Annotated in this window: 21 protein-coding genes and 1 tRNA gene; 13 read left to right on the top strand and 9 right to left on the bottom strand. The window is 67.2% G+C overall.

Translation table 11 applies throughout. From position 1 onward, the window contains the following. Window positions 1-189: 189 nt before the first annotated feature. Both F3J15_RS31105 and F3J15_RS31100 read left to right on the top strand, forming a co-directional pair. Window positions 190-1,272: a nitronate monooxygenase gene (locus F3J15_RS31105; protein WP_166896011.1), complete on the top strand. Its 1,083-nt coding sequence runs from the start codon at window positions 190-192 to the stop codon at window positions 1,270-1,272. A 418-nt stretch (window positions 1,273-1,690) separates the two neighbouring features. Continuing rightward, entirely contained in the window at window positions 1,691-2,833 is a 1,143-nt protein-coding gene (locus F3J15_RS31100; protein WP_089444759.1) for a branched-chain amino acid ABC transporter substrate-binding protein, read from the top strand. Window positions 2,834-2,921: 88 nt separating this feature from the next. On the opposite strand, the gene F3J15_RS31095 is transcribed toward F3J15_RS31100, so the two are convergent. Further along, window positions 2,922-4,151 (bottom strand): MFS transporter, encoded by a 1,230-nt coding sequence (locus F3J15_RS31095; protein WP_166896009.1) that lies wholly within the window; start codon window positions 4,149-4,151, stop codon window positions 2,922-2,924. Window positions 4,152-4,381: 230 nt separating this feature from the next. Between F3J15_RS31095 and F3J15_RS31090 the strand changes: the two genes are divergently transcribed. From F3J15_RS31090 to F3J15_RS31080, 3 genes are all read left to right on the top strand, one after another. After that, window positions 4,382-5,041 carry a pyridoxamine 5'-phosphate oxidase family protein gene (locus tag F3J15_RS31090; protein WP_089444760.1) on the top strand — a complete coding sequence of 220 codons (660 nt, stop codon included), beginning with the start codon at window positions 4,382-4,384 and terminating at the stop codon, window positions 5,039-5,041. Between the two features lie 364 nt (window positions 5,042-5,405). Then, complete coding sequence (locus F3J15_RS31085) at window positions 5,406-5,699, top strand: H-NS histone family protein (RefSeq protein WP_006491875.1); 294 nt, start codon at window positions 5,406-5,408, stop codon at window positions 5,697-5,699. A gap of 241 nt (window positions 5,700-5,940) precedes the next feature. Further along, on the top strand, window positions 5,941-7,098 hold the full coding sequence (locus tag F3J15_RS31080; RefSeq protein ID WP_089444761.1) for a cation diffusion facilitator family transporter: 1,158 nt from the start codon (window positions 5,941-5,943) through the stop codon (window positions 7,096-7,098). Window positions 7,099-7,146: 48 nt separating this feature from the next. Here F3J15_RS31080 and F3J15_RS31075 read toward each other — a convergent pair whose 3' ends face one another. The 3 genes from F3J15_RS31075 to F3J15_RS31065 form a co-directional block, all read right to left on the bottom strand. Next, window positions 7,147-7,617, bottom strand: coding sequence for an Lrp/AsnC family transcriptional regulator (locus tag F3J15_RS31075; RefSeq protein ID WP_011882933.1), 471 nt, complete (start codon window positions 7,615-7,617; stop codon window positions 7,147-7,149). Between the two features lie 79 nt (window positions 7,618-7,696). Further along, the gene (locus F3J15_RS31070; RefSeq protein WP_039346779.1) at window positions 7,697-8,356 is read right to left on the bottom strand and encodes an exonuclease; all 660 of its coding nucleotides are present in this window, start codon (window positions 8,354-8,356) and stop codon (window positions 7,697-7,699) included. Then, entirely contained in the window at window positions 8,353-8,997 is a 645-nt protein-coding gene (locus tag F3J15_RS31065) for an MBL fold metallo-hydrolase (RefSeq protein WP_166896006.1), read from the bottom strand. Before F3J15_RS31065 ends, F3J15_RS31070 begins: the two co-directional genes overlap by 4 nt. 655 nt (window positions 8,998-9,652) lie before the next feature. On the opposite strand from F3J15_RS31065, the gene F3J15_RS31060 reads away from it, so the two are divergent. Beyond that, the gene (locus F3J15_RS31060) at window positions 9,653-10,261 is read left to right on the top strand and encodes a septal ring lytic transglycosylase RlpA family protein (protein WP_166896004.1); all 609 of its coding nucleotides are present in this window, start codon (window positions 9,653-9,655) and stop codon (window positions 10,259-10,261) included. 108 nt (window positions 10,262-10,369) lie between these two features. Here F3J15_RS31060 and rsmI read toward each other — a convergent pair whose 3' ends face one another. Then, on the bottom strand, window positions 10,370-11,251 hold the full coding sequence (gene rsmI, locus F3J15_RS31055; protein WP_089444762.1) for a 16S rRNA (cytidine(1402)-2'-O)-methyltransferase: 882 nt from the start codon (window positions 11,249-11,251) through the stop codon (window positions 10,370-10,372). Between the two features lie 46 nt (window positions 11,252-11,297). On the opposite strand from rsmI, the gene F3J15_RS31050 reads away from it, so the two are divergent. The 5 genes from F3J15_RS31050 (at window position 11,298) to F3J15_RS31030 (ending at window position 13,753) form a co-directional block, all read left to right on the top strand. Then, window positions 11,298-11,726 carry a YraN family protein gene (locus tag F3J15_RS31050; RefSeq protein WP_205191080.1) on the top strand — a complete coding sequence of 143 codons (429 nt, stop codon included), beginning with the start codon at window positions 11,298-11,300 and terminating at the stop codon, window positions 11,724-11,726. Window positions 11,727-11,852: 126 nt separating this feature from the next. Then, window positions 11,853-12,437 carry an SIS domain-containing protein gene (locus F3J15_RS31045; RefSeq protein ID WP_069246887.1) on the top strand — a complete coding sequence of 195 codons (585 nt, stop codon included), beginning with the start codon at window positions 11,853-11,855 and terminating at the stop codon, window positions 12,435-12,437. A 17-nt stretch (window positions 12,438-12,454) separates the two neighbouring features. Next, entirely contained in the window at window positions 12,455-13,252 is a 798-nt protein-coding gene (locus tag F3J15_RS31040) for a BON domain-containing protein (protein ID WP_069249201.1), read from the top strand. After that, on the top strand, window positions 13,249-13,611 hold the full coding sequence (locus F3J15_RS31035; protein WP_166896000.1) for a c-type cytochrome: 363 nt from the start codon (window positions 13,249-13,251) through the stop codon (window positions 13,609-13,611). Before F3J15_RS31040 ends, F3J15_RS31035 begins: the two co-directional genes overlap by 4 nt. A 66-nt stretch (window positions 13,612-13,677) precedes the next feature. Next, window positions 13,678-13,753: transfer RNA gene (locus F3J15_RS31030), tRNA-Ala, on the top strand. Window positions 13,754-13,873: 120 nt separating this feature from the next. Here F3J15_RS31030 and F3J15_RS31025 read toward each other — a convergent pair. From F3J15_RS31025 to F3J15_RS31010, 4 genes are all read right to left on the bottom strand, one after another. Next, window positions 13,874-14,233, bottom strand: a complete 360-nt coding sequence (locus F3J15_RS31025) for a hypothetical protein (RefSeq protein ID WP_345891587.1) — start codon at window positions 14,231-14,233, stop codon at window positions 13,874-13,876. A gap of 78 nt (window positions 14,234-14,311) precedes the next feature. After that, on the bottom strand, window positions 14,312-15,709 hold the full coding sequence (locus tag F3J15_RS31020) for an enolase C-terminal domain-like protein (RefSeq protein WP_166895998.1): 1,398 nt from the start codon (window positions 15,707-15,709) through the stop codon (window positions 14,312-14,314). A gap of 63 nt (window positions 15,710-15,772) precedes the next feature. Continuing rightward, a complete protein-coding gene (locus tag F3J15_RS31015; RefSeq protein ID WP_166895996.1) occupies window positions 15,773-17,113 on the bottom strand; it encodes an MFS transporter in 1,341 nt (446 codons plus the stop codon). Between the two features lie 206 nt (window positions 17,114-17,319). Further along, complete coding sequence (locus F3J15_RS31010; protein WP_166895994.1) at window positions 17,320-18,294, bottom strand: LysR family transcriptional regulator; 975 nt, start codon at window positions 18,292-18,294, stop codon at window positions 17,320-17,322. 39 nt (window positions 18,295-18,333) lie between these two features. Between F3J15_RS31010 and F3J15_RS31005 the strand changes: the two genes are divergently transcribed. Both F3J15_RS31005 and F3J15_RS31000 read left to right on the top strand, forming a co-directional pair. Continuing rightward, window positions 18,334-19,065 carry a glutathione S-transferase gene (locus tag F3J15_RS31005; protein WP_166895992.1) on the top strand — a complete coding sequence of 244 codons (732 nt, stop codon included), beginning with the start codon at window positions 18,334-18,336 and terminating at the stop codon, window positions 19,063-19,065. Window positions 19,066-19,193: 128 nt separating this feature from the next. Continuing rightward, window positions 19,194-19,460 (top strand): DUF2239 family protein (locus F3J15_RS31000; protein ID WP_166895990.1); only part of this gene is annotated, 267 nt, incomplete at its 3' end.

The following is a 19,460-nucleotide window of genomic DNA, read 5'->3' as shown; positions in this document are numbered from 1 at the left end:
GCCCCGGAGGTGAAAAGAGGGCGGCCTAGTGTGCCACCGATCGTCCGATGCTGCAGCGCACGCGAGCGCTTCTCGCGCAGCGATCGTTTCGATCTCGATTATTCATTTTTCGGCGCTGCGCCGCTTCGATAGAGTCGATGTGTCGGCCTTTACAAAGCGCTTTCGCGCATCGTCATCGAAGGATTCGCCATGTCTGCCCGCTCGTTTTCCACACCCTTTTCCGAACGCTTCGGTCTGCGCCTGCCGCTCGTGCAGGCGCCGATGGTCGGCGCGACCACGACCACGATGGTCGCCGCCGCCTCGAATGCCGGTGCGCTCGGCAGCCTCGGCGCCGGCGCGCTCGCGCCCGAACGTATCGAGGCCGAAGTCGCCGCGATCCGTGCGGCGACCGATCGGCCGTTCGCGATCAACCTGTTCGTATTGCCCGATGAAGCCGCGCCCGACGCGGCGACCGTCGCGCGCGCACTGGCGGCGATCGACCCGTTGAATGCAACGCTCGGCCTGCCGCCGGGCACGGCGCCCGCGCGCTACGCGCCCGATTTCCGCACGCAGCTCGATGTGCTCGTCGCGCTGCGCGTGCCGGTCGCGAGCTTCACGTTCGGCGTGCTCGACGCGGCCGACGTCGCACGCCTGCATGCCGCCGGCACTTATGTGATCGGTACCGCGACGCACGTCGCCGAAGGGCTTGCGTGGCAGGCGGCCGGCGCCGATGCGATCTCCGCGCAGGGCGCCGAGGCGGGCGGCCATCGCGGCACGTTCATCGGTTCCGCAGACGATGCGCTGATCGGCACGTTCGCGCTCGTGCCGCAACTGGTCGACGCGACCGGCCTGCCCGTGCTCGCCGCGGGCGGCATCATGGACGGCCGCGGGATCGCGGCCGCGCTGGCGCTCGGCGCGCAGGGCGCACAGCTCGGCACCGCGTTCCTCACCTGCACGGAAAGCGCGATCGCGGCCGACTGGAAGGCGCGCGTGCTCGCGAGCGCCGACACGTCGACGCAGGTCACCCGCGCGATCACCGGCCGCCACGCGCGCGGGCTGCGCAATACGTTGATGGCCCGGCTCGGCGAACGCGTGGCCGACGCCGCGCCGTACCCGGTGCAGAACGCGCTGACGCAGCCGCTGCGCCAGGCCGCCGCGCGCGCGAACGACGGCGACTACCTGTCGCTGTGGGCCGGGCAGGGCGCACCGCTCGCACGACGGCGCGGCGATGCGCTGACGACGTCGCAGCTCGTCGCCGCGCTCGATGGCGAATGGCGTGCGGCGGCTGCCTGAATCGTTCATATCGGACGACGAAACGCGCGTTGTCACGCGCGTTTCATTCAATGATCACGGGCACAAAATACCGAATCGAAATGCCCCCCGGAATGTTTTAAAACGACCTTTCAGCAAGCCACCTGGAATTAGCGGAAACCCTTATCCGGCGGGGCTCGCGGCGATATTCGAATCGTCATTCCAAAGCGTGCATATCGGTAGTGTTACCACTACCCCAAAAAAGTCCCACAAATTAATTTGATCACCTACACTTGCGCGCAAGTACGGACGGGCGGCCGCTAAAAGCGGCGGTTTTCACGTGCTTGAGGCCAAGTGCATGAACGATGCAACCGGCGAATCGTCCAGTGATTGCAAACACAGGGATGGCAGCGGGGCACCGGGCGATGGCGTTTTATTGGGACCGAAACTGGAGACTTACATGAATATCAAGATGCAAAAGCTGTTGCCGATCACCGCGGCCGCGATGCTGTGCGCTGCAGCTGCGGGCAACGCAGCGGCCGATCAAGTCGTCAAGATCGGCCACGTCGCGCCCTTGACGGGCGGCATTGCACACCTGGGCAAGGACAACGAAAACGGCGCACGTCTCGCAGTTGAAGAGATCAACGCCAAGGGTCTCACGGTCGGCGGCCAGAAAATCACGCTGCAACTCGACCCGCAGGATGACGCGGCCGACCCGCGGCAGGCCACGCAGGTTGCGCAGAAGCTCGTCGACGACAAGGTCGTCGCGGTGGTCGGCCACCTGAACTCGGGCACGTCGATCCCGGCCTCGAAGATCTACAGCGATGCGGGCATCGTGCAGATCTCGCCGTCGGCGACCAACCCGGCCTACACGCAGCAGGGCTTCAAGACCACGTACCGCGTGGTGGCCACCGATGCGCAGCAGGGCCCGGCACTCGCGAACTACGCGCACTCGAAGGGCATCAAGAGCGTGGCCGTGGTCGACGATTCGACCGCGTACGGCCAGGGTCTCGCGAACGAGTTCGAGAAGAAGGCCAAGGCGCTCGGCCTGAAGGTGATGTCGCATGACGCGACGAACGACAAGGCGGTCGACTTCCGCGCGATTCTGACCAAGATCAAGGGCGAGAATCCGGACGCGATCATGTACGGCGGCATGGACGCAACGGGCGGCCCGTTCGCGAAGCAGGCGAAGCAGCTCGGCCTGCGCGCGAAGATCCTCGCGGGCGACGGCGTGTGCACGGAAAAGCTGGCCGACCTGGCCGGCGACGCGACCGACAACGTGGTGTGTTCGGAAGCCGGTGCTTCGCTCGAGAAGATGTCGGGCGGCGCGGCGTTCAAGTCGAAGTACGAGAAGCGCTTCGGCCAGCCGATCCAGATCTACGCACCGTTCACGTATGACGCCGTGTACATCATCGTCGATGCGATGAAGCGCTCGAACTCGACGGATCCGGCGAAGATCCTCGCCGCGATGCCGGCGACGAACTACTCGGGCGTGATCGGCACGACGACCTTCGACTCGAAGGGCGACCTGCAGCACGGCGTGATCTCGCTGTACAACTACAAGGGCGGCAAGAAGTCGCTGCTCGACGAAGTGAAGATGTAACGATACAAGCGGTCAACAGAAGGGGTGAAAGCGCGCATGCGGCAACGCATGCGCGCTTTCTTTTTGGGCCGGCGCCTGCCGCGCCCCGTCAGATCTTCAGCCGCGCGAGCACCTTCGGCGCGACGGCCGCGACGAGCGCCGCGCACAGCGCGACGACGGACAGCCCGATCGTCAGGTTCGACGCCTGCGCGACGGCGCCGATCACGACCGGACCGAACAGCATGCCGAAATACGCGAGCCCGGCCACGTGCGCGAGCCCTTCGGCCGCATGGATGCCTTTCACGCGCGCGGCGGCCGCGAACAGCACCGGCATCATGTTCGCGAGGCCGAGGCCCATCAGCGTGAAGCCGGTCAGCACCGTGGCCGAATACGGCAGCAGCAGCGCGCCGATCATCCCCGCGCAGGCGAGCGACGCGCTCGCGAACACGAGCTGCGGCGCGCCGAAGCGGGCGCGCACGGCGTCGCCCGCGAAGCGCGCGATGGCCATCCCGCCCGAGAACGCGGCATAGGCGGCGCTGGCGAGCGCGGGGCTCGCCACGACGACGTCGCGCATGTAGACCGTCGCCCAGTCGTACATCGCGCCTTCGGCGATCAGCGCGACGAGCGCGATGCCGCCGAGCATCCACAACGCCGGCGAGCGCCAGCGGTTGCCGCCGCCGTGCGCGTGCTCGTGGTGCGGCACATGCGGCAGCACGGCCGGGCTGGCGATCACCAGCACCGTCGCGCTGGTCGCCGCCGCGAGCGCGAGATGCACGGCCGGCGCCATGCCGGCCGACAGCAGCGCGCCGCCGGCGGCCGCCCCCGCCATCCCGCCGATGCTGAACATGCCGTGCAGCGACGACATGATCGGCCTGCCGATTGCAATTTCGACCGCGCTGGCCTCGGCGTTCATCGCGACGTCGAGCGTCGCCATCGAGAAGCCGAACAGCGCGAGCACGGCCAGCAGCAACGGATAGTCGGGCACGACGAGGATCAGCGCCGCGCAGGCCGACATCACGAGCCCGCCCGCGAGGCACGCGGTGCGCGAGCCGACGCGCGCGATCCAGCGCGCGATGGTCAGCATCGCGGTAATCGAGCCGACGGCGACCGCGAACAGCGCGATCGACAGCAGCCCGGGGCTCAGCGCGAACTTGTCGCGCACGGTCGGCACGTGCACGCCCCACGACGCGAACATCATGCCGGCGACGAAGAACAGCGCCATCGACGCCGCGCGCGCCCGCTGGCGGGCCGGTAGCGACAGCACGCGATGCGCGTCGGGCGGCGCGGCGAACGGCGACGACGATTCGGGGGAGGAGGATTCGAACACGGTGACGCTCATCAAAAGAAATGCACGGACGCACGCCGCGCCCGTCGGATCCGTCAGATTCTATCGAACCGCTTACGATCCTGCCGGGCGTTGGCCGTTCAGCCGATGATCCGGCGATTTCCCGGTGACCCGCGTTCGGCCGTATCGACTGCATAGGCCGTTCGACCGATGCGCCGCGCCCGCGGGTAACATCGAAGCGCATGGCGTGCCCGGCGCGCCGCCTTTCGACCGCAGGAGTCCTCTTGAACATCGATCCCGCTCTCACCGTGCATCTGCTGCACCGCTGCGCGCTCGGCACGCTCGCCACCCATTCGCGCGATCCGCAGGGTTTCCCGTATCCGACGGTCGTCCCGTTTGCACCCGATGCAAGCCATCGTCCCGTGATTCTCGTGAGCGGCCTCGCGGAGCACACGCGCAATCTGGCCGCCGATCCGCGCGCGGGCTTCCTCGTCGTCGACGCGCCCGACGGCGACGTGCTGAACGCCGAGCGCGCGACGCTGCTCGGCCGGTTCGTGCCGCTCGGCGACGATCCGCACGTCACCGCGCGCTACGGTCGTTATGAGCCGGACGCCGCGCGCTATCTCGCGCTCGGCGATTTCACGTTCTGGGCGCTCGACGTCGAGCGGCTGCGCTATATCGGCGGGTTCGGGCGCATGGGCTGGGTCGACGGCACGCATCTCGATGCGCTGCCGCCGCTCGCGTTCGACGAGGAGCAGGCGTTATGGGACGCGTACGATGCCGGCGCTGCGCGCCGAGACGGGCTCGAATTGCTCGGTGTCGATCGCCACGGCGCCGACTGGCGGCATGACGGCCGCCGCGTGCGTACACCGTTTGATACGCCATTGGCCGATGCGGGCGAATTGCGCGAGCGGCTGATTGCGTGCGCTCGGGATGTGACGTGACGTCGCGGATACCGGCCGGTCCGCGCTTTGCCGTTTAGCGAGTCGCGCCATCCGATTTTCGTAAAACTGTCGTCCGATGAAAGCTTCTAATTTTCAAATGCAGGGTAATTGCGTATGTTGATAGACCTTATAGACAATCGCTAATGTCCTAATCTCTGTGTAGGAACGTAAAAATTTGAGAAAAGGCCGCGACCGGTCAAAATGACACGTGTGAATTCCAATTGATCTCGGGATTTTCGTGAATCTCGCTTCTATCAAATCTTTTTTGTGCTAATCTCTGCCTTCGAAAATCCGAGGCACATATATTTCAAGAATGGTGAGCTGGCTGCAGATCGGCGCCATTGGTCAGATAGAAAGGGAAACTATGTCTTCTTACAAGGACCTGCTGGCCCAGCGGGAGAAGCTGGAGAAGCAAATCGAAGAAGCAAAGTCGCGTGAATACGCTGAAGTGCTGAATGACGTGAAGCAGAAAATTGCCGACTACGGCTTTTCGCTCGCCGAACTCGGTCTCAGCCGCGCGAAGGCAGGCAAGGTTGGCCGTCCGCGCGCAGGCGTCGCCGCGAAATATCGCGATCCGGAAACGGGCGCGACGTGGTCGGGCCGCGGCAAGCCGCCGCGCTGGATCGCCGGCAAGAACCGCGAACAGTTTGCGATTTAAACGTCCGTTTAAGTAGCCTGCGCTTCAAAAGAGCCGCGTGTCCGTTGAGGAGCGCGGCTTTTTTGTTTTCAGCGGCCGCCAGCCACATGGCGCCGTCATGAAAATGTAATGATCCGGTGTGAATGGAAATGCGACCCGTTCGCATAAGCGATTGATTTAAATAAGAAATTTGTGGGTATTGGCGGAGTTCGCGGGGCGCCCTTGATAGAATCGGGTTTCGCACACCGATATCTCATATTTCATGTCCACGTTTTCCGGCGACGCGCAGAGCACAGATAAGCACGCGGTTGCGCGCAAGAGCACGTTCGTCAGTATTGTGCTGAATGTCGTGCTTGCGACATTTCAGATCGTCGTTGGCACGATTGCACATTCGCAGGCATTGATTGCCGACGGGGTGCATTCGATTTCCGATTTGATCTCGGATTTTGTCGTGCTGGTTGCGAATCGGCATAGCGGCGCATCGCCGGATGCCGACCACAATTACGGCCACAGCCGCTACGAGACCGTCGCCTCGCTGTTTCTCGGCGCTATCCTGATTGCGGTTGGCGTCGGCATGCTATGGCGGGCCGGCGACCGTCTCGTTAATCTCGAAAACATTCCGGCGGTCCATTTTTCCGCGCTGCTCGTCGCGCTGACGGTGCTCGTGTCGAAAGAGGCGCTGTTTCGCTACATGCTGCGCGAGGCGCGGCGTGTCCGCTCGGCGATGCTCGTCGCGAACGCATGGCATGCGCGTTCGGATGCCGCATCGTCGCTCGTCGTCGCGATCGGCATCGTCGGCAGCCTAGCCGGCGTGCGGCTGCTCGACCCGATCGCGGCGGCGATCGTCGGCTTCATGGTCGCGCGCATGGGCTGGACGTTCGGCTATGACGCATTGCAGGACCTCTCCGACCGCGCGCTCGATACGACCGATACGGCCGAGATCCGCGCGCTGCTCGCGGCGACGCCGGGCGTGCGCGACGTGCACGACCTGCGCACGCGCAAGATGGGCGATGCCGCGCTCGTCGACGCGCACATCCTCGTCGATCCGAAAATCTCCGTCTCCGAAGGGCATTACATCGCCGAGACCGCGCGTGCGCGCGTATTGACCGACCCGCGCGTGCTCGACGCGCTGATTCACGTCGACCCGGAGAACGACGCGGCGCGCCGTCCGGCGCTCGCGCTGCCGCCGCGCGGCGAGATCGTGGCCCGGCTCGAGGCCGCGCTCGCGCAGCGCGGGCTGCATGCGGCGGCCATCAACCTGCATTACCTGAGTACGGGGCTCGAGATCGACGTGACGCTTGCCTGCGATCCGCACGACACCGACGCGGCGCTGGCCGGCCGGCTCGACGCCGACGCGCTGAAGCGCGAGTTCGGCGCGCGCCGGATCGGCTTCACGCGCACGGTGCCCGCGCAGGCGTGACCTGCCGCGGGCACACGAGATGGAAGGCTGCCGGCGCGTGCCTGCGCGTTACAGCGGCAGTTGCGTGTCGAACTTGATCTCGCGCAGCACGACGCTCGTGCGCACCTGCGACACGGCGGGGATCTTGAAGATGCGTTCGTGCAGGAACACGTCGTAGGCCTTGATGTCCGGCGCGACGATCTTGAGGATGTAATCGGCTTCGCCGGTCGTGCTGTAGCACTCGGTGACTTCCGGGCAGGTCGAGATCTCGCGCTCGAACTGCTCGACGCCGCCTTCGTTGTGGCGGGTCAGGTGCACGTGCGCGAGCGCGCAGACGTGCAGGCCGAGCTTCTCGCGATCGAGCAGCGCCGTGTAGCGCTGGATCACGCCCGACTGTTCCATGTCCTTGATGCGGCGCCAGCACGGCGTGCTCGACAGGCCGACCTGGTCCGAGATTTCCTGGACCGAACGGCGCGCGTCGAGCTGCAACAGGCGAAGGATTTTTTGCGAAAAGGAATCGAGCGTCACCTGCGCCTCCATGCGGCAGCAACAACATGCTGAATGTTAGAGGGCCGGGAAAGGAAAGGCAATCTGGTGTCGCGTTGTTGAGCGAGATTCGCTAATTTGCTCGCGGATCCGTGGGATTTTGTCCCGCGCCTGCGTTTTCCGATCGATCGGTGTCCGACACCGCGAGGCCGGCGAGCGCAGCCTGCTGGCGGCGCAGGTCGGCCAGCATGTTGCAGAACAGCGCGCCTTGCTCGATCGCGTCGTCGAGCGCGACGTGCGTATGCGGATGGTCGTCGAACCAGTGCTTCGGAAAGCGCGGCTTGATCGCCTTCCGGTACGGCAGGCCCGTCATCGCGAACGCGAGCGTCTTGATGTCGAGCGCCGACCACGAGAACGGGCAGCGGCCCGCGAAGCGCATCATGTACCAGAACATGAACGTGAAGTCGAAGCCGGCCGGCATCGCGACGAACACCGGCTTGCCGGGCAGCGCCTCGACCCAGTCGACGTACGCGAGCAGCGCCGCTTCGGGCGCCTGCAGGTCCTTTCGGCACGCGGCCCATGCTTCGGGCTCGGTCTTCCACCACGCTTCCTGCACCGGGTGCGCCTGCGCGCCCGGCAGCGTTTCGAGATTGGCCGAGAACGTCGCGATCAGCTGCTTGTCCTCGGTATAGGCGGCCGAGGCAAAGCTCAGCATCGAATGCGGGCCGGGAATCGGGCCGTCGGCCTCGACATCGGTGCTGACGTAGATTTCCGGGATGGCGGTCTGGTTCATCCGAATACCTTGTCGGACACGAACGGGTTCGTGCGGCGCTCGTCGCCGAACGTCGACACCGGGCCGTGACCCGGCACGAACGTCACGTCGTCGCCGAGCGGCCACAGCTTCTCCTTGATCGACCGGACGAGATCCTCGTGGTTGCCGCGCGGGAAATCGGTGCGGCCGATCGAGCCGGCGAACAGCACGTCGCCGACGATCGCGACGCGATGCGCGCGGCTGAAGAACACGACGTGGCCGGGCGTATGGCCCGGGCAGTGATAGACCTCGAGCGTTTCGTCGCCGAACCGCACGGTGTCGCCGTCGTTCAGCCAGTGATCCGGCTCGAAGGTTTCGGCGGCCGGAAAGCCGAAGCGTTCGCTCTGCATCGGCAGCTTCTCGATCCAGAAGCGCTCTTCTTCCTGCGGCCCCTCGATCGGTACGCCGTAATGCGCCGCGAGCGTCTTCGCGCCCGCGCAGTGATCGATGTGCCCGTGCGTGAGCAGCACCTTCTCGACCTGCACGTTCTGCCGCGCGACTTCCTGTTCGATCCGGTCGAGATCGCCGCCCGGATCGACGACGGCGGCGCGGCCCGTCTTCTCGCAGACGAGCAGCGAGCAGTTCTGCTGGAACGGCGTGACCGGAATGAGCGTGACTTTCATGGAGGCACCGGCGGCTAAAAGGAGCGATTGTACCGGTCGCGCGTGCCGCTTGCCGGTCGCACGACGTGTGTCGCGGTGCACGCCCCGGGCATTCCCGGAGCATGTCGATTGTTACAGCCATAGTGAGAATCAATGGTCCCCGACGGGCGCTTTTCGAGACAGCCTTTTGGTTTATGTATAATGCGCCCCATTGAGCGTGAATTTCACGCAATTCGCTGGTGTTTCGGCCCCGTTAAAAAGGGGCGTCGGAGGCACCGTCAAGCATCAGCCGCCGGGGAGTCCGGCGGTGTATCCAGCACCGAGCTTTCGGTGCTCACGTCTTGTCCGGCCGGGTGCTGCGCGCCCGCCTGCGGCCCTGCTGCCGCGCCGCCGGATGAGGCCTGTGCCGCCGTTCCTGTGAGTCGGTCGTTTCGACGCGCGCGAACGTGAAGCCATGTTCGATGGCGGCATGTGGGGTCTGGTCAGGCTGTTGGGGACAGGTTGCGCCAGACGTGAAAACTAATCAGGACGGTTGCGGCCTAGACGAAAGCCGCGCCCATGCTAGCCGCCTGCTCGCATCCGAGCGGGGCGTGCACGCATTTGCCGTCCGGGCCGCGTGTCTGCGCTGTGAAGCAGCGTGATGAAGGAGCGGCCCGAACCAGAAGGCGACACGTCGATGAATTTACGTTTTCCGAGTCGATTCGGGACCATTGCATTGTTTTTTGCGCTGACGGGCTGTGCGGTGCCACCCAGCCAGACCACCAGCAGCGCGAACCAGAAGAACGCCGTCGACAAGACGGCCGCCGCCGCGAAGGCGGATAGCGACAAGCAGCTGAATTTTGATTCCGCGCTGGCATCGATGCCGGCTGCCGACAGCAAGGACGCGAAGAAGTCGTCGCTGGCGGACGCCGAGCCGATCGACGGCAAGGATGTGTCCGATTTCCGCCAGACGGGCCGCGCATCGTGGTACGGGCGGGATTTCCACGGCCGCCGCACCGCGAACGGCGAGCGCTTCAACATGAACGCGCTCACCGCCGCGCACCGTACGCTGCCGCTGTCGTCGTACATCAAGGTGACGAATTCGTCGACCGGCAAGTGGGTCGTCGTGAAGGTCAACGATCGCGGGCCGTACAAGCGCGGCCGCGTGCTCGACCTGTCGTATGCGGCCGCGAAGCTGATCGGCCTCGTGCACGCCGGCACGGGCCGCGTGAAGATCGAAGGGCTGTCGCCGCAGGAAGCGCGCGAGGCTCGCGACGAAATGTTCGCGTCGGTTTCGGCAAAGTAACGCAGCGGCTCGACCGCTCATGCAAAAGGGCTGCCCAAGGGCAGCCCTTTGTCTTTCGTGCGCGGCGCGATGCCGGCGCCGGCTTCCCGGTGCCGGCCGCCTCGCGTGTCAGCTTTCGTCCTTCAGCACAAGCGCACGCGCATACAGCGTGTTGCGCGACGCGCCCGTCAGCGCGGCCGCGAGCTTGGCCGCGCTCTTCACCGGCACCTCTTCCAGCAGCAGCTTGAGCAGCGCGTCGTGCGCGGTGTCGTCGGCTTCGCCGCTCGTCGCCGGTGCGCCTTCGACCACCAGCACGAACTCGCCGCGCTGCCGGTTCGCATCGCCGGCGAGCCAGGTCTGTCCTTCGGCCAGGGTGCCCTGGAACAACTGCTCGTGTAGCTTGGTGAGCTCGCGCGCGATCAGCAGCCGGCGCGCGGGGCCGAATGCGTCGGCGAGTGCGGCGACGGTTTCGGCGATCCGGTGCGGGGCCTCGTAGAACACCAGCGCATACGGGTGCGATACCAGCGCCTGCAGCGCGGTCGCACGCTGTTTCGCCTTCGGCGGCAGGAAGCCCGCGAACGTGAACGCGCCGGCCCAGTCGCCGGCCACGCTCAGCGCGGTCACCGCCGCGCTCGCGCCCGGCAGCGGGATCACCGCGAAGCCGGCGGCGCGCACCGCGTCGACGAGCCGCGCGCCGGGGTCCGAGATGCCGGGCGTGCCGGCGTCCGATACATAGGCCACGCGTTCGCCGCCGCGCAGCAGTTCGATCACGCGTTGCGCGGCTTCGCGTTCGTTGTGCTCGTGCACCGCGAGGAGCGGTTTCGAGATCCCGTAGCGGGCGAGCAGCTGGCCCGTGTTGCGGGTGTCTTCGGCCGCGATGCGGTCGGCGAGGCCGAGCACGTGCAGCGCGCGCAGCGTGATGTCGGCGGTGTTGCCGATCGGCGTGGCGACCACGTAGAGCGCGGCGTCCGGGTAGTGCTGCGTGTGCGCGAGTTCGAGGAGGGCAGTCATGGCAGGCAATGCGCGCAATCGCGGCGCAAGCGGAACAAGGACGGCATTGTGCCACGCGGCGCCGGCCCGGCCGGACGACGGGCGTGGTTTGGCACGCGCCGGCGACAACTTTTCGGATGCGGCGCGATCCAAACCGGTCGGCGCGGCGTTCGAGCTGCGTGCGCGGCAGTTTCTCGAACGCCGCGGCCTCGTGTTCGTCGCGGCGAACGTGACAATGCGAGGTGGCGAGCTCGATCTCGTGATGCGGGAGCCCGACGGCATGCTCGTGTTCGTCGAGGTGCGCGCGCGGCGCAGCGTCCGGCATGGCGGCGCGGCCGCGAGCGTCGGCTGGCGCAAGCGGCGTCGCCTGGTGGCGGCCGCGCTCCAGTTCTGGGCGCGGCACGGCGCCGGCGCCGCGTGCCGCTTCGACGTCGTCGCGTTCGAGGCCGGCCGGCTCGCGTGGCTGCGCGACGCATTTCGTGCCGACGATGCGTAGCGGCGAGCTGTGACGAGATGTAAAGAGTTCTTGCCGGACCCCTGGAGAGGGTGCCGGAGTACGGTAAACTCGCCGCACCCACGATGTCGCGCGATGCGTGCCACGCGCCCAGTTCACCAGGAATCGATGTCAGTCGAACGTATTCAGCAACATTTCCGCGACAGTGCCGCGCTTCATGCAGAAGCGGCCGACGCGCTGTCGCTGCCGATCGCAGCCGCGGTCGATGCGATGTTCGCCGCGCTGGCGAACGGCAACAAGATCGTTGCGTGCGGTGACGGCCCGTCGGCCGCCGCCGCGCATTACCTCGCCGTGTCGCTCGTCGGCGGCTTCGAGCGCGAGCGCCCGGGCCTGCCCGCGATCGCGCTGGCCACCGATGCGTCGCAGGGCGGCCTCGCGGGCGCGGTGTCCGCCGATCAGCTGTTCGCGCAGCAGGTGCGCGTGCTCGGCCAGACCGGCGACATCCTGCTGGTGCTCGATCCGGCCGGCGCGTCGCCGCGCGTGCTGGCGGCGATCGACGAAGCGCACGAGCGCGAGATGACCGTCGTCGCGCTGACGGGCGGCGACGGCCATGCGGTCGCCGCCGCGCTGTCCGATACCGATATTCCGATCAGCGTGCCCGCCGTTCGCGCGGCGCGCATCCACGAAGTCCATCTGCTGACCATCCACTGCCTGTGCGACGGCATCGACGCGATGCTGCTGGGTGAGGATTGAACGAAGGAGAGCCGTCGATGAATCAAAGCCGCGTCAAACAGACGCTCGTCAGAACCACGCTGCTCGCTGCGCTGACGGCGGGTCTCGCCGTGTCGCTGCAAGGTTGTGTGCTCGGGGTCGTGGGCGCAGCGGCCGGCGGCGGCGCGCTGATCGCGACCGATCGCCGGACGCTCGGCGCGCAGACGGAAGATCGCGAGATCCAGGTCAAGTCGCTCACGCAGATCAACAACGGGCTGCCCGACCAGTCGCACGTGAACGTGACGGTGTTCAACCGCCGCGTGCTGCTGACGGGCGAAGTGCCGAACGATGCATCGAAGCAGCGCGCCGAGGAAATCGTGCGCGGCATCAACAACGTGAATGGCATCGTCAACGAGCTGTCGGTCGAGCCGGCGTCGTCGCTGTCGTCGCGCGCGAACGACTCGTACCTCGAAGGGCGCGTGAAGTCCGAGCTGATCGCGACGAAGGGCATCTCGTCGAACTACTACAAGGTCGTCGCCGAACGCGGCAACCTTTACCTGATGGGGCTCGTGACGGTCGACGAGGGCAACCGCGGCGCGGAAGCCGCCAGCCAGGTGCCGGGCGTCGAGAAGGTCGTGAAGGTGTTCCAGTACGTGAAGCCGCAGGACGCGCAGGCGCTGCAGAACGCGTCGCCCGCAAGCGGCGCGTCCGGTGCGCAGGCCGCCGCGCCGGCGGATACCGCGACGGTAGGCGCCGTGCCCGACGCGTCGGTGCAGTCCGCGCCGCTGCAGCCGCCCGCACCGATCTCGAATTCGTCGAACGTGCACCCGGGCAACCCGAAGGCCCCGTCGCAATGAAGAACATGCAGATGAAGCAGATGAAACAGTGGATGGTGCAGGGCGCCGCGGCCGCGGCGCTCGTGGTTGGCGCGCTGGGCGTCGCGCACGCGGATGTCGGCGACGGCCTGAAGGTCGCGCGCGGCAACGCATGCATGGGCTGCCACGCGGTCGACCGCAAGCTCGTCGGCCCGTCGTTCAAGGATATCGCCGCCCGCTACAAGTCCGATCCGCAGGCCGTGGCCAAGCTGTCGAAGAAGGTGAAGGAGGGCGGCTCGGGCGTCTGGGGCGCCATTCCGATGCCCGCGCACCCGCGCATGAGCGACGCCGATGTGCGTTCGGTGGTCGAATGGGTGCTGGCTGGCGCGCCGTCAAAGTAAGGTTTCAGGGGCGATTCAACCCCTATTGCCAAGCGCGGAAATGCGTGTGTATGATGGTTGACTGTTGGGGCGGTAGCTCAGCTGGGAGAGCGTCGCGTTCGCAATGCGAAGGTCGGGAGTTCGATCCTCCTCCGCTCCACCAACGGAATTCGAAGGCCCGATCGCAAGATCGGGCCTTTTTGTTTTTGTGGGTCCGCGATGGCAGGCCGGACCCACGCGCCGCATTCGACGTGGCGGGGTGGGTCGACCGGTGGCCGGTCAGTCAGGTCAGCAGTTCGTGCGCGAGCCTGAACGTCGGCACCGCCAACGCGGCAAACGCCACCGTGATGACCGCGAGAATCACTGTTCTCTTCCGCAGCAGCGCGAAGATGACGAACGATAGCGCGTAGAACGCGCAGGTCAGCAGGATGATCCACCAGAGCGCCGCGTAGCCGGCGCCGCCTTCGAAGTTCGATACGTTCCGCGTCATCAGAGTCGCGCCGTAACCGGCGGCGGTCATGCTCGCGGGCAGGCCCAGCACCGAATACAGGATGTAGACGATGAGCTGTCGCGGTGTCGGATCGGAAGACGTCATGACGGGCGGTTCTTTTTCGGGTGGACGGGCCGCCGAACCGGTCGCCACGCGGGCAGGTTCAGGCAGCCAGCAGGATGCGGGCGTTTCCGGTGTTTGGCAACAACCGGCCGCTGCCCGCCGCCACCCTTACCCCCGCCCGAAACTCGGCCGCTTCGGGTCGTACGTCCACCCCGGCACGAGATAGCGCATCGCGATCGCGTCGTCGCGCGCCGTGCCGCCGACTTGCCGATAAAGCGCATGAGCGGCCTCGACCTGCGCCAGGTCGAGCTCGATCCCGAGCCCCGGCCGCTCCGGCACGGCGACCTGCCCGCCGACGATCTTCAGCGGCTCGCGTGTAAGCCGCGCATCGCCTTCCTGCCAGATCCAGTGCGTGTCGATCGCGGTGATCGTGCCGGGCGCGGCGGCCGCCGCATGCGTGAACATCGCGAGTGACACGTCGAAGTGGTTGTTCGAGTGCGAACCCCACGTGAGCCCCCAGTCGCGGCACAGCTGCGCGAGCCGCACCGAGCCCTGCATCGTCCAGAAATGCGGGTCGGCGAGCGGGATGTCGACGGCCTGCAGCCGTACCGCATGATCCATCTGCCGCCAGTCGGTCGCGATCATGTTGGTCGCGGTCGGGATCCCCGTCGCGCGGCGGAATTCGGTCATCACCTCGCGGCCCGAATAGCCGCCTTCCGGCCCGCACGGATCCTCCGCGTACGCGAGCAGGTGGCCTTGTCCGCGGCACAGCGCGACGGCCTCGTCGAGTGACCACGCGCCGTTCGGGTCGAGCGTCGCGCGTGCGTCGGGGAAGCGCGCCTTGATCGCGGCGATCGCTTCCATCTCGTCGGCGCCGGCCATCACGCCGCCCTTCAGCTTGAAATCGGCGAAGCCATAGCGATCGACCGCGGCCTCGGCCTGCCGCGCGATCGCGGCCGGCGTGAGCGCCGCTTCGTTGCGCAGCCGGAACCAGGCGTCCGAAGCGTGCGCCTCGTCGCGATACGGCAGATCGGTGCGGCACCGGTCGCCGATGTAGAACAGGTACGCGAGCATCGGCACCGCGTCGCGCTGCTGGCCTTCGCCGAGCAGCGCCGCGACCGGCACGTCGAGATGCTGGCCGAGCAGGTCGAGCAGCGCGGCCTCGATCGCGGTGATCACGTTGTCGAGCCGCAGGTTGATCTCGTGCGGCTGGCGCAGCACCGCGGCTTCGCCGGCCGACGTCACCTCGTGCCGGATCGTGCGGCCCGCACCCGGACCCGCACCGGACAGCGCCGCGCGCACCGCGTTGAGCGTCGCCTGGTAGCGTCCGATCGACTGGCCGACCACGAGATCCGTCATGCGCTCGAGCGCGTGGCGGATGCCTTCGCCGCCCGGCACTTCGCCGACGCCCGTGTGTCCGCTGCTGTCGTCGAGGATCACGAGGTTGCGCGTGAAGTACGGCGCGTGCGCGCCGCACAGGTTGAGCAGCATGCTGTCGCGGCCGGCGACGGGAATCACCTGCATGCGCGTGACGTGCGGGGTGCCGGCACGGCGGGATTCGGACATCGGTTCGCTCCTGGTTCCGGTGGGGCACGGGCCGCCGGCTGCGCCGGCGCGGCCCGTGCATGTTCATTGAAGCTCGACGCGGCGGATCTCGCCGACGACGAACAGGTAGCAGATCACGGCGACGAGCGCGTGCGCGACGACATAGACCAGCGCGCCGTTGAACGAGCCGCTGCGGTCGACGATGTAGCCGATCGCGATCGGCGTCGTGATGCTGGAGAGGTTGCCGCACGTGTTGAGCAGCGCGCCGCTCAAGCCCGCGATCTGGCGCGGCGCGGTGTCGGCGTTGACGGCCCAGCCGAGCGCGCCGAGCCCCTTGCCGAAGAACGACAGCGCCATGAACACCACGACGAGCACGTGCGAATCGGTGTAGTTGCAGACGATCATCGACATCGACAGCAGCATGCCGAACACGATCGGCACCTTGCGTGCGACCGACAGCGAGCGGCCCTGCTTGAGCAGCCCGTCGGACACGACGCCGCCGAGAATCCCGCCGAGGAACCCGCACACGGCCGGGATCGACGCGACGAGCCCCGCGTTGAGGATCGACATCCCGCGCGCCTGCACGAGATAGACGGGAAACCACGTGATGAAGAAATAGGTGAGCGCGTTGATGCAGTACTGCGCGACGTACACGCCGATCAGCATCCGGTTCTTCAGCAGCGCCTTCACGTGGCGCATCGACGGGCCGCCGTCGCGTCCGCCGGTCGCCTGGTCGATGTTGACGAGCGCGCCGCCTTCGGCGAGGTAGTCGAGCTCCGCGCGGTTGATGGTCGGGTGGTCCTTCGGGTCGTACATCGTGCGGTTCCACACCAGGACGAACGCGAAGCCGAGCACGCCCATCACCGCGAACACCGACTGCCAGCCGAACGCGTGCACGAGCCAGCCCATCAGCGGCGCGAACACGACGGTCGCCGCGTACTGCGCGGCGTTGAAGATCGCCGATGCGGTGCCGCGCTCGGGCGCAGGGAACCACGCGGACACGATCCGGCTGTTGGCCGGGAACGACGGCGCCTCGGCCGCGCCGACCAGGAAGCGCAGCCCGAACAGCAGCGCGAACGCGGCCGCGCCGCCGAAGAAGCCGATCCCGCCTTGCAGCAGCGTGAACAGCGACCAGAAGAAGATGCTGAATGCGTAGACGATGCGCGATCCGAAGCGGTCGAGCAGCCAGCCGCCCGGCAGTTGCGCGATCACGTACGACCAGCCGAACGCGGAAAAGATGAAGCCCATCTGCACGTGGCTCAGGTGCAGCGCGCGGGCGAGGCTCGGGCCGGCGATCGCGATCGCCGCGCGATCCGCGTAGTTGATCGTCGTGACCGCGAACAGCACGGCCAGCACCAGCCAGCGCACGCGCGTGCGCCGGGCCGTTGCCGACGCGGACGCCGGCAGCGCTTGAAGCGGATTCATGACTGTCTCCTCCGAAGGGCGGAAGGTGCCGTCGTGCGGCGGGCGCGTCGATGCGCGCCATTCGTGTGGGTGCTGCCGGCCGGAGGCCGGACGCCGCTACCGCAGGGCAGGGCGTCCGGGCCATTCTGTCATGGCGAAATTTGGGCCTTCATGCCAATTGCTGACTTGATCGATTCACGATTTGAATCGATCGGTCAGGCGATCGCTCAGGCACGGGCGTCGTCCGCGGCGGTGCCGTGATGGTGCGCCACGTGTTGCGCGAGAAACTCGACGGCGGCGCGCACGCCGGGCAACTGGCCGCGCCGATGCGGCATCAGCAGCGTCGTCGTGACGGTGCCGGCGCGCCAGCCGGGCAACACGCGCACGAGGGCACCGGACGCGAGCGCCGCGCCGGCGATCCAGTCGGGCAGGCAGGCGATGCCGAGGCCGGCGTTCGCCGCCTGCAGCAGCAGCGTCGATTCGTCGGCCTGCAGGCGCAGGCGCGGCGTCACGTCGACGGTGTCCTCGCCGCGTTGCAGCCGCCACGGCTGCGGGGCCGGTTGCAGCCCGTCATGCTGCGCGAGATCGGCGGGCGTGTCCGGTGTGCCGGCACGCGCGAGATAGGCCGGTGACGCCACGGCGACGATCGGCGATGCCGCGAGCGGCCGTTGCACGAGCGCGGAATCGGGCAGCGGCGCGAAATGGCTGCGCACGGCGATGTCGAAGCCTTCCTGCGCGATGTCGACGAGGCGGTCGCTCGCATGAATCTGCAGCAGCAGCTTCGGGTGCGCGATCGCCAGCGCGGGCAGGCACGGCGCGAGGATGTGCTGCGCAACCGGCACCGAGCTCGTGATCCGCACGACGCCGGCCGGCTCGGCGGCTTGCCGCAGCACCGCGTCGCGCGCGCTTTCGGCCTCGATCACGGCCGCGCGGGCATGTTCGAAGAATTCGACGCCGACCGGCGTGAGCCGGAAGCTGCGCGACGTGCGATGCACGAGCCGCGCGCCGAGCGTGCGCTCGAGCTCGGCCACGCGTTTGCTGACCGTCGATTTAGGCAGGTCCAGCCGGCGCGCGGCGGCCGACATGCTGCCGGCGTCGACCGCCTGCACGAACAGGTAGAGATCGTTCAGGTTCACTTCCAGCGTCCACATGGAGAAACGACGGGTTTCGATTTTAGCGGCTACTGCGTCATCGTTCGCCATGGGAGCATGACTGCTCGTTCAACTTCCGCGGAATCTCCGATGTCCCCCATTCTTCTCTACGGCATTCCCGCCGGCTGCTCGTTCGGCTCGATCGTTGCGCTCGAATGGACCGGCCGCCCGTACCGGCTGTCGCGCATCACGATGCCGGGCATCGTGACGAGCGACGCGTTCCTCGCGCTGAACCCCGTCGCCGAGACGCCGGCGTTCGTGACCGCGAACGGCGACGTGCTGACCGAAAGCCTCGCGATCCTCGGCCATATCGGCGCGCAGGCGCTCGACAGCGGCCTTGCGTTCCACCAGGGCAGCGCGGATTTCGACCGGCTGAACCGGATGCTGGCATGGCTGAACACGACGTTCTTCAACGCGTTCGGTGCGCTCTGGTACGTGTACGAACACGACACCGAAGGCGCCGAGAAAGCGGCGTTGCAGGCGTACGGCCGCGGCAAGGTGCTGAAGGCGCACCGGCAGCTCGAGGCGATGCTCGAGCGCGGTGAAGGCCCGTGGCTGCTGGGCGCACGGCGCACGCTGGCCGACGCGTACTTCACCGGGATCGCGCGCTGGGCCGACTATCACGCGGTGTTCGAGCCCGCAGCGTTTCCGCGTGTTGCCGCGCTGCGTGCGCGGCTCGCGGACGATGCAGGCGTGCAGTTCGCGCATGCGATCGAGGAAAACCTGCCGCTGCCCGCGTCGTCGGCGTTCGAAGGGCATGTATCGGTCGACGATGCACTGGCAAGCGCACGCGGCATCGCGATTCCGGCCCGCGCGATCTGACTGGCGTCGTGATCGCCCGAGGGAATGGAATGAGCTGGCGTCATAATTTTTACCCGGATGATATTGACATCCAATTTATACCCGGATAAAAATAGCGTCATTCCGATTCCAGCCCGCGGGCGATCACGATGACCACCACCACACTGCTCCCTTCCTACACGGCGTTCGACGGCCACCGGCGGCTCGCGTCGGGCCCGCTCGCGACGGTCGCGCTCGCGGTCCGGCAGGCCGCCGGCGATGCGATGCCCGGCACGATCCTGATCTTCGACGATGCGACGGGCCGCTCGATCGACCTCGACCTGCGCGGCACGGCGGACGAAATCCGCGCGCGCTACGCACCGCCGCCGGGCGATACGGCCGGCGCCGCCGGCGAGCCGGCCGGTGCCAGCGCGGGA

It is taken from the genome of Burkholderia sp. Ap-955, assembly GCF_011753045.1.
GTDB classification, from domain to species: Bacteria; Pseudomonadota; Gammaproteobacteria; order Burkholderiales; family Burkholderiaceae; genus Burkholderia; species Burkholderia lata_D.
The sequence above is the reverse complement of the archived record's forward strand: the minus strand, read 5'-3'. Positions and strand labels throughout refer to the sequence as shown.

Excerpts from the sequence above, each read along its gene's own strand:
- F3J15_RS31105 (WP_166896011.1), top strand. The coding sequence starts at position 190 with ATGTCTGCCCGCTCGTTTTCCACACCCTTTTCCGAACGCTTCGGTCTG.
- F3J15_RS31100 (WP_089444759.1), top strand. The coding sequence starts at position 1,691 with ATGAATATCAAGATGCAAAAGCTGTTGCCGATCACCGCGGCCGCGATG.
- F3J15_RS31095 (WP_166896009.1), bottom strand. The coding sequence starts at position 4,151 with ATGAGCGTCACCGTGTTCGAATCCTCCTCCCCCGAATCGTCGTCGCCG.
- F3J15_RS31085 (WP_006491875.1), top strand. The coding sequence starts at position 5,406 with ATGTCTTCTTACAAGGACCTGCTGGCCCAGCGGGAGAAGCTGGAGAAG.
- F3J15_RS31080 (WP_089444761.1), top strand. The coding sequence starts at position 5,941 with ATGTCCACGTTTTCCGGCGACGCGCAGAGCACAGATAAGCACGCGGTT.
- F3J15_RS31075 (WP_011882933.1), bottom strand. The coding sequence starts at position 7,617 with ATGGAGGCGCAGGTGACGCTCGATTCCTTTTCGCAAAAAATCCTTCGC.
- F3J15_RS31070 (WP_039346779.1), bottom strand. The coding sequence starts at position 8,356 with ATGAACCAGACCGCCATCCCGGAAATCTACGTCAGCACCGATGTCGAG.
- F3J15_RS31065 (WP_166896006.1), bottom strand. The coding sequence starts at position 8,997 with ATGAAAGTCACGCTCATTCCGGTCACGCCGTTCCAGCAGAACTGCTCG.
- F3J15_RS31060 (WP_166896004.1), top strand. The coding sequence starts at position 9,653 with ATGAATTTACGTTTTCCGAGTCGATTCGGGACCATTGCATTGTTTTTT.
- rsmI (WP_089444762.1), bottom strand. The coding sequence starts at position 11,251 with ATGACTGCCCTCCTCGAACTCGCGCACACGCAGCACTACCCGGACGCC.
- F3J15_RS31045 (WP_069246887.1), top strand. The coding sequence starts at position 11,853 with ATGTCAGTCGAACGTATTCAGCAACATTTCCGCGACAGTGCCGCGCTT.
- F3J15_RS31040 (WP_069249201.1), top strand. The coding sequence starts at position 12,455 with ATGAATCAAAGCCGCGTCAAACAGACGCTCGTCAGAACCACGCTGCTC.
- F3J15_RS31035 (WP_166896000.1), top strand. The coding sequence starts at position 13,249 with ATGAAGAACATGCAGATGAAGCAGATGAAACAGTGGATGGTGCAGGGC.
- F3J15_RS31020 (WP_166895998.1), bottom strand. The coding sequence starts at position 15,709 with ATGTCCGAATCCCGCCGTGCCGGCACCCCGCACGTCACGCGCATGCAG.
- F3J15_RS31015 (WP_166895996.1), bottom strand. The coding sequence starts at position 17,113 with ATGAATCCGCTTCAAGCGCTGCCGGCGTCCGCGTCGGCAACGGCCCGG.
- F3J15_RS31010 (WP_166895994.1), bottom strand. The coding sequence starts at position 18,294 with ATGGCGAACGATGACGCAGTAGCCGCTAAAATCGAAACCCGTCGTTTC.
- F3J15_RS31005 (WP_166895992.1), top strand. The coding sequence starts at position 18,334 with ATGTCCCCCATTCTTCTCTACGGCATTCCCGCCGGCTGCTCGTTCGGC.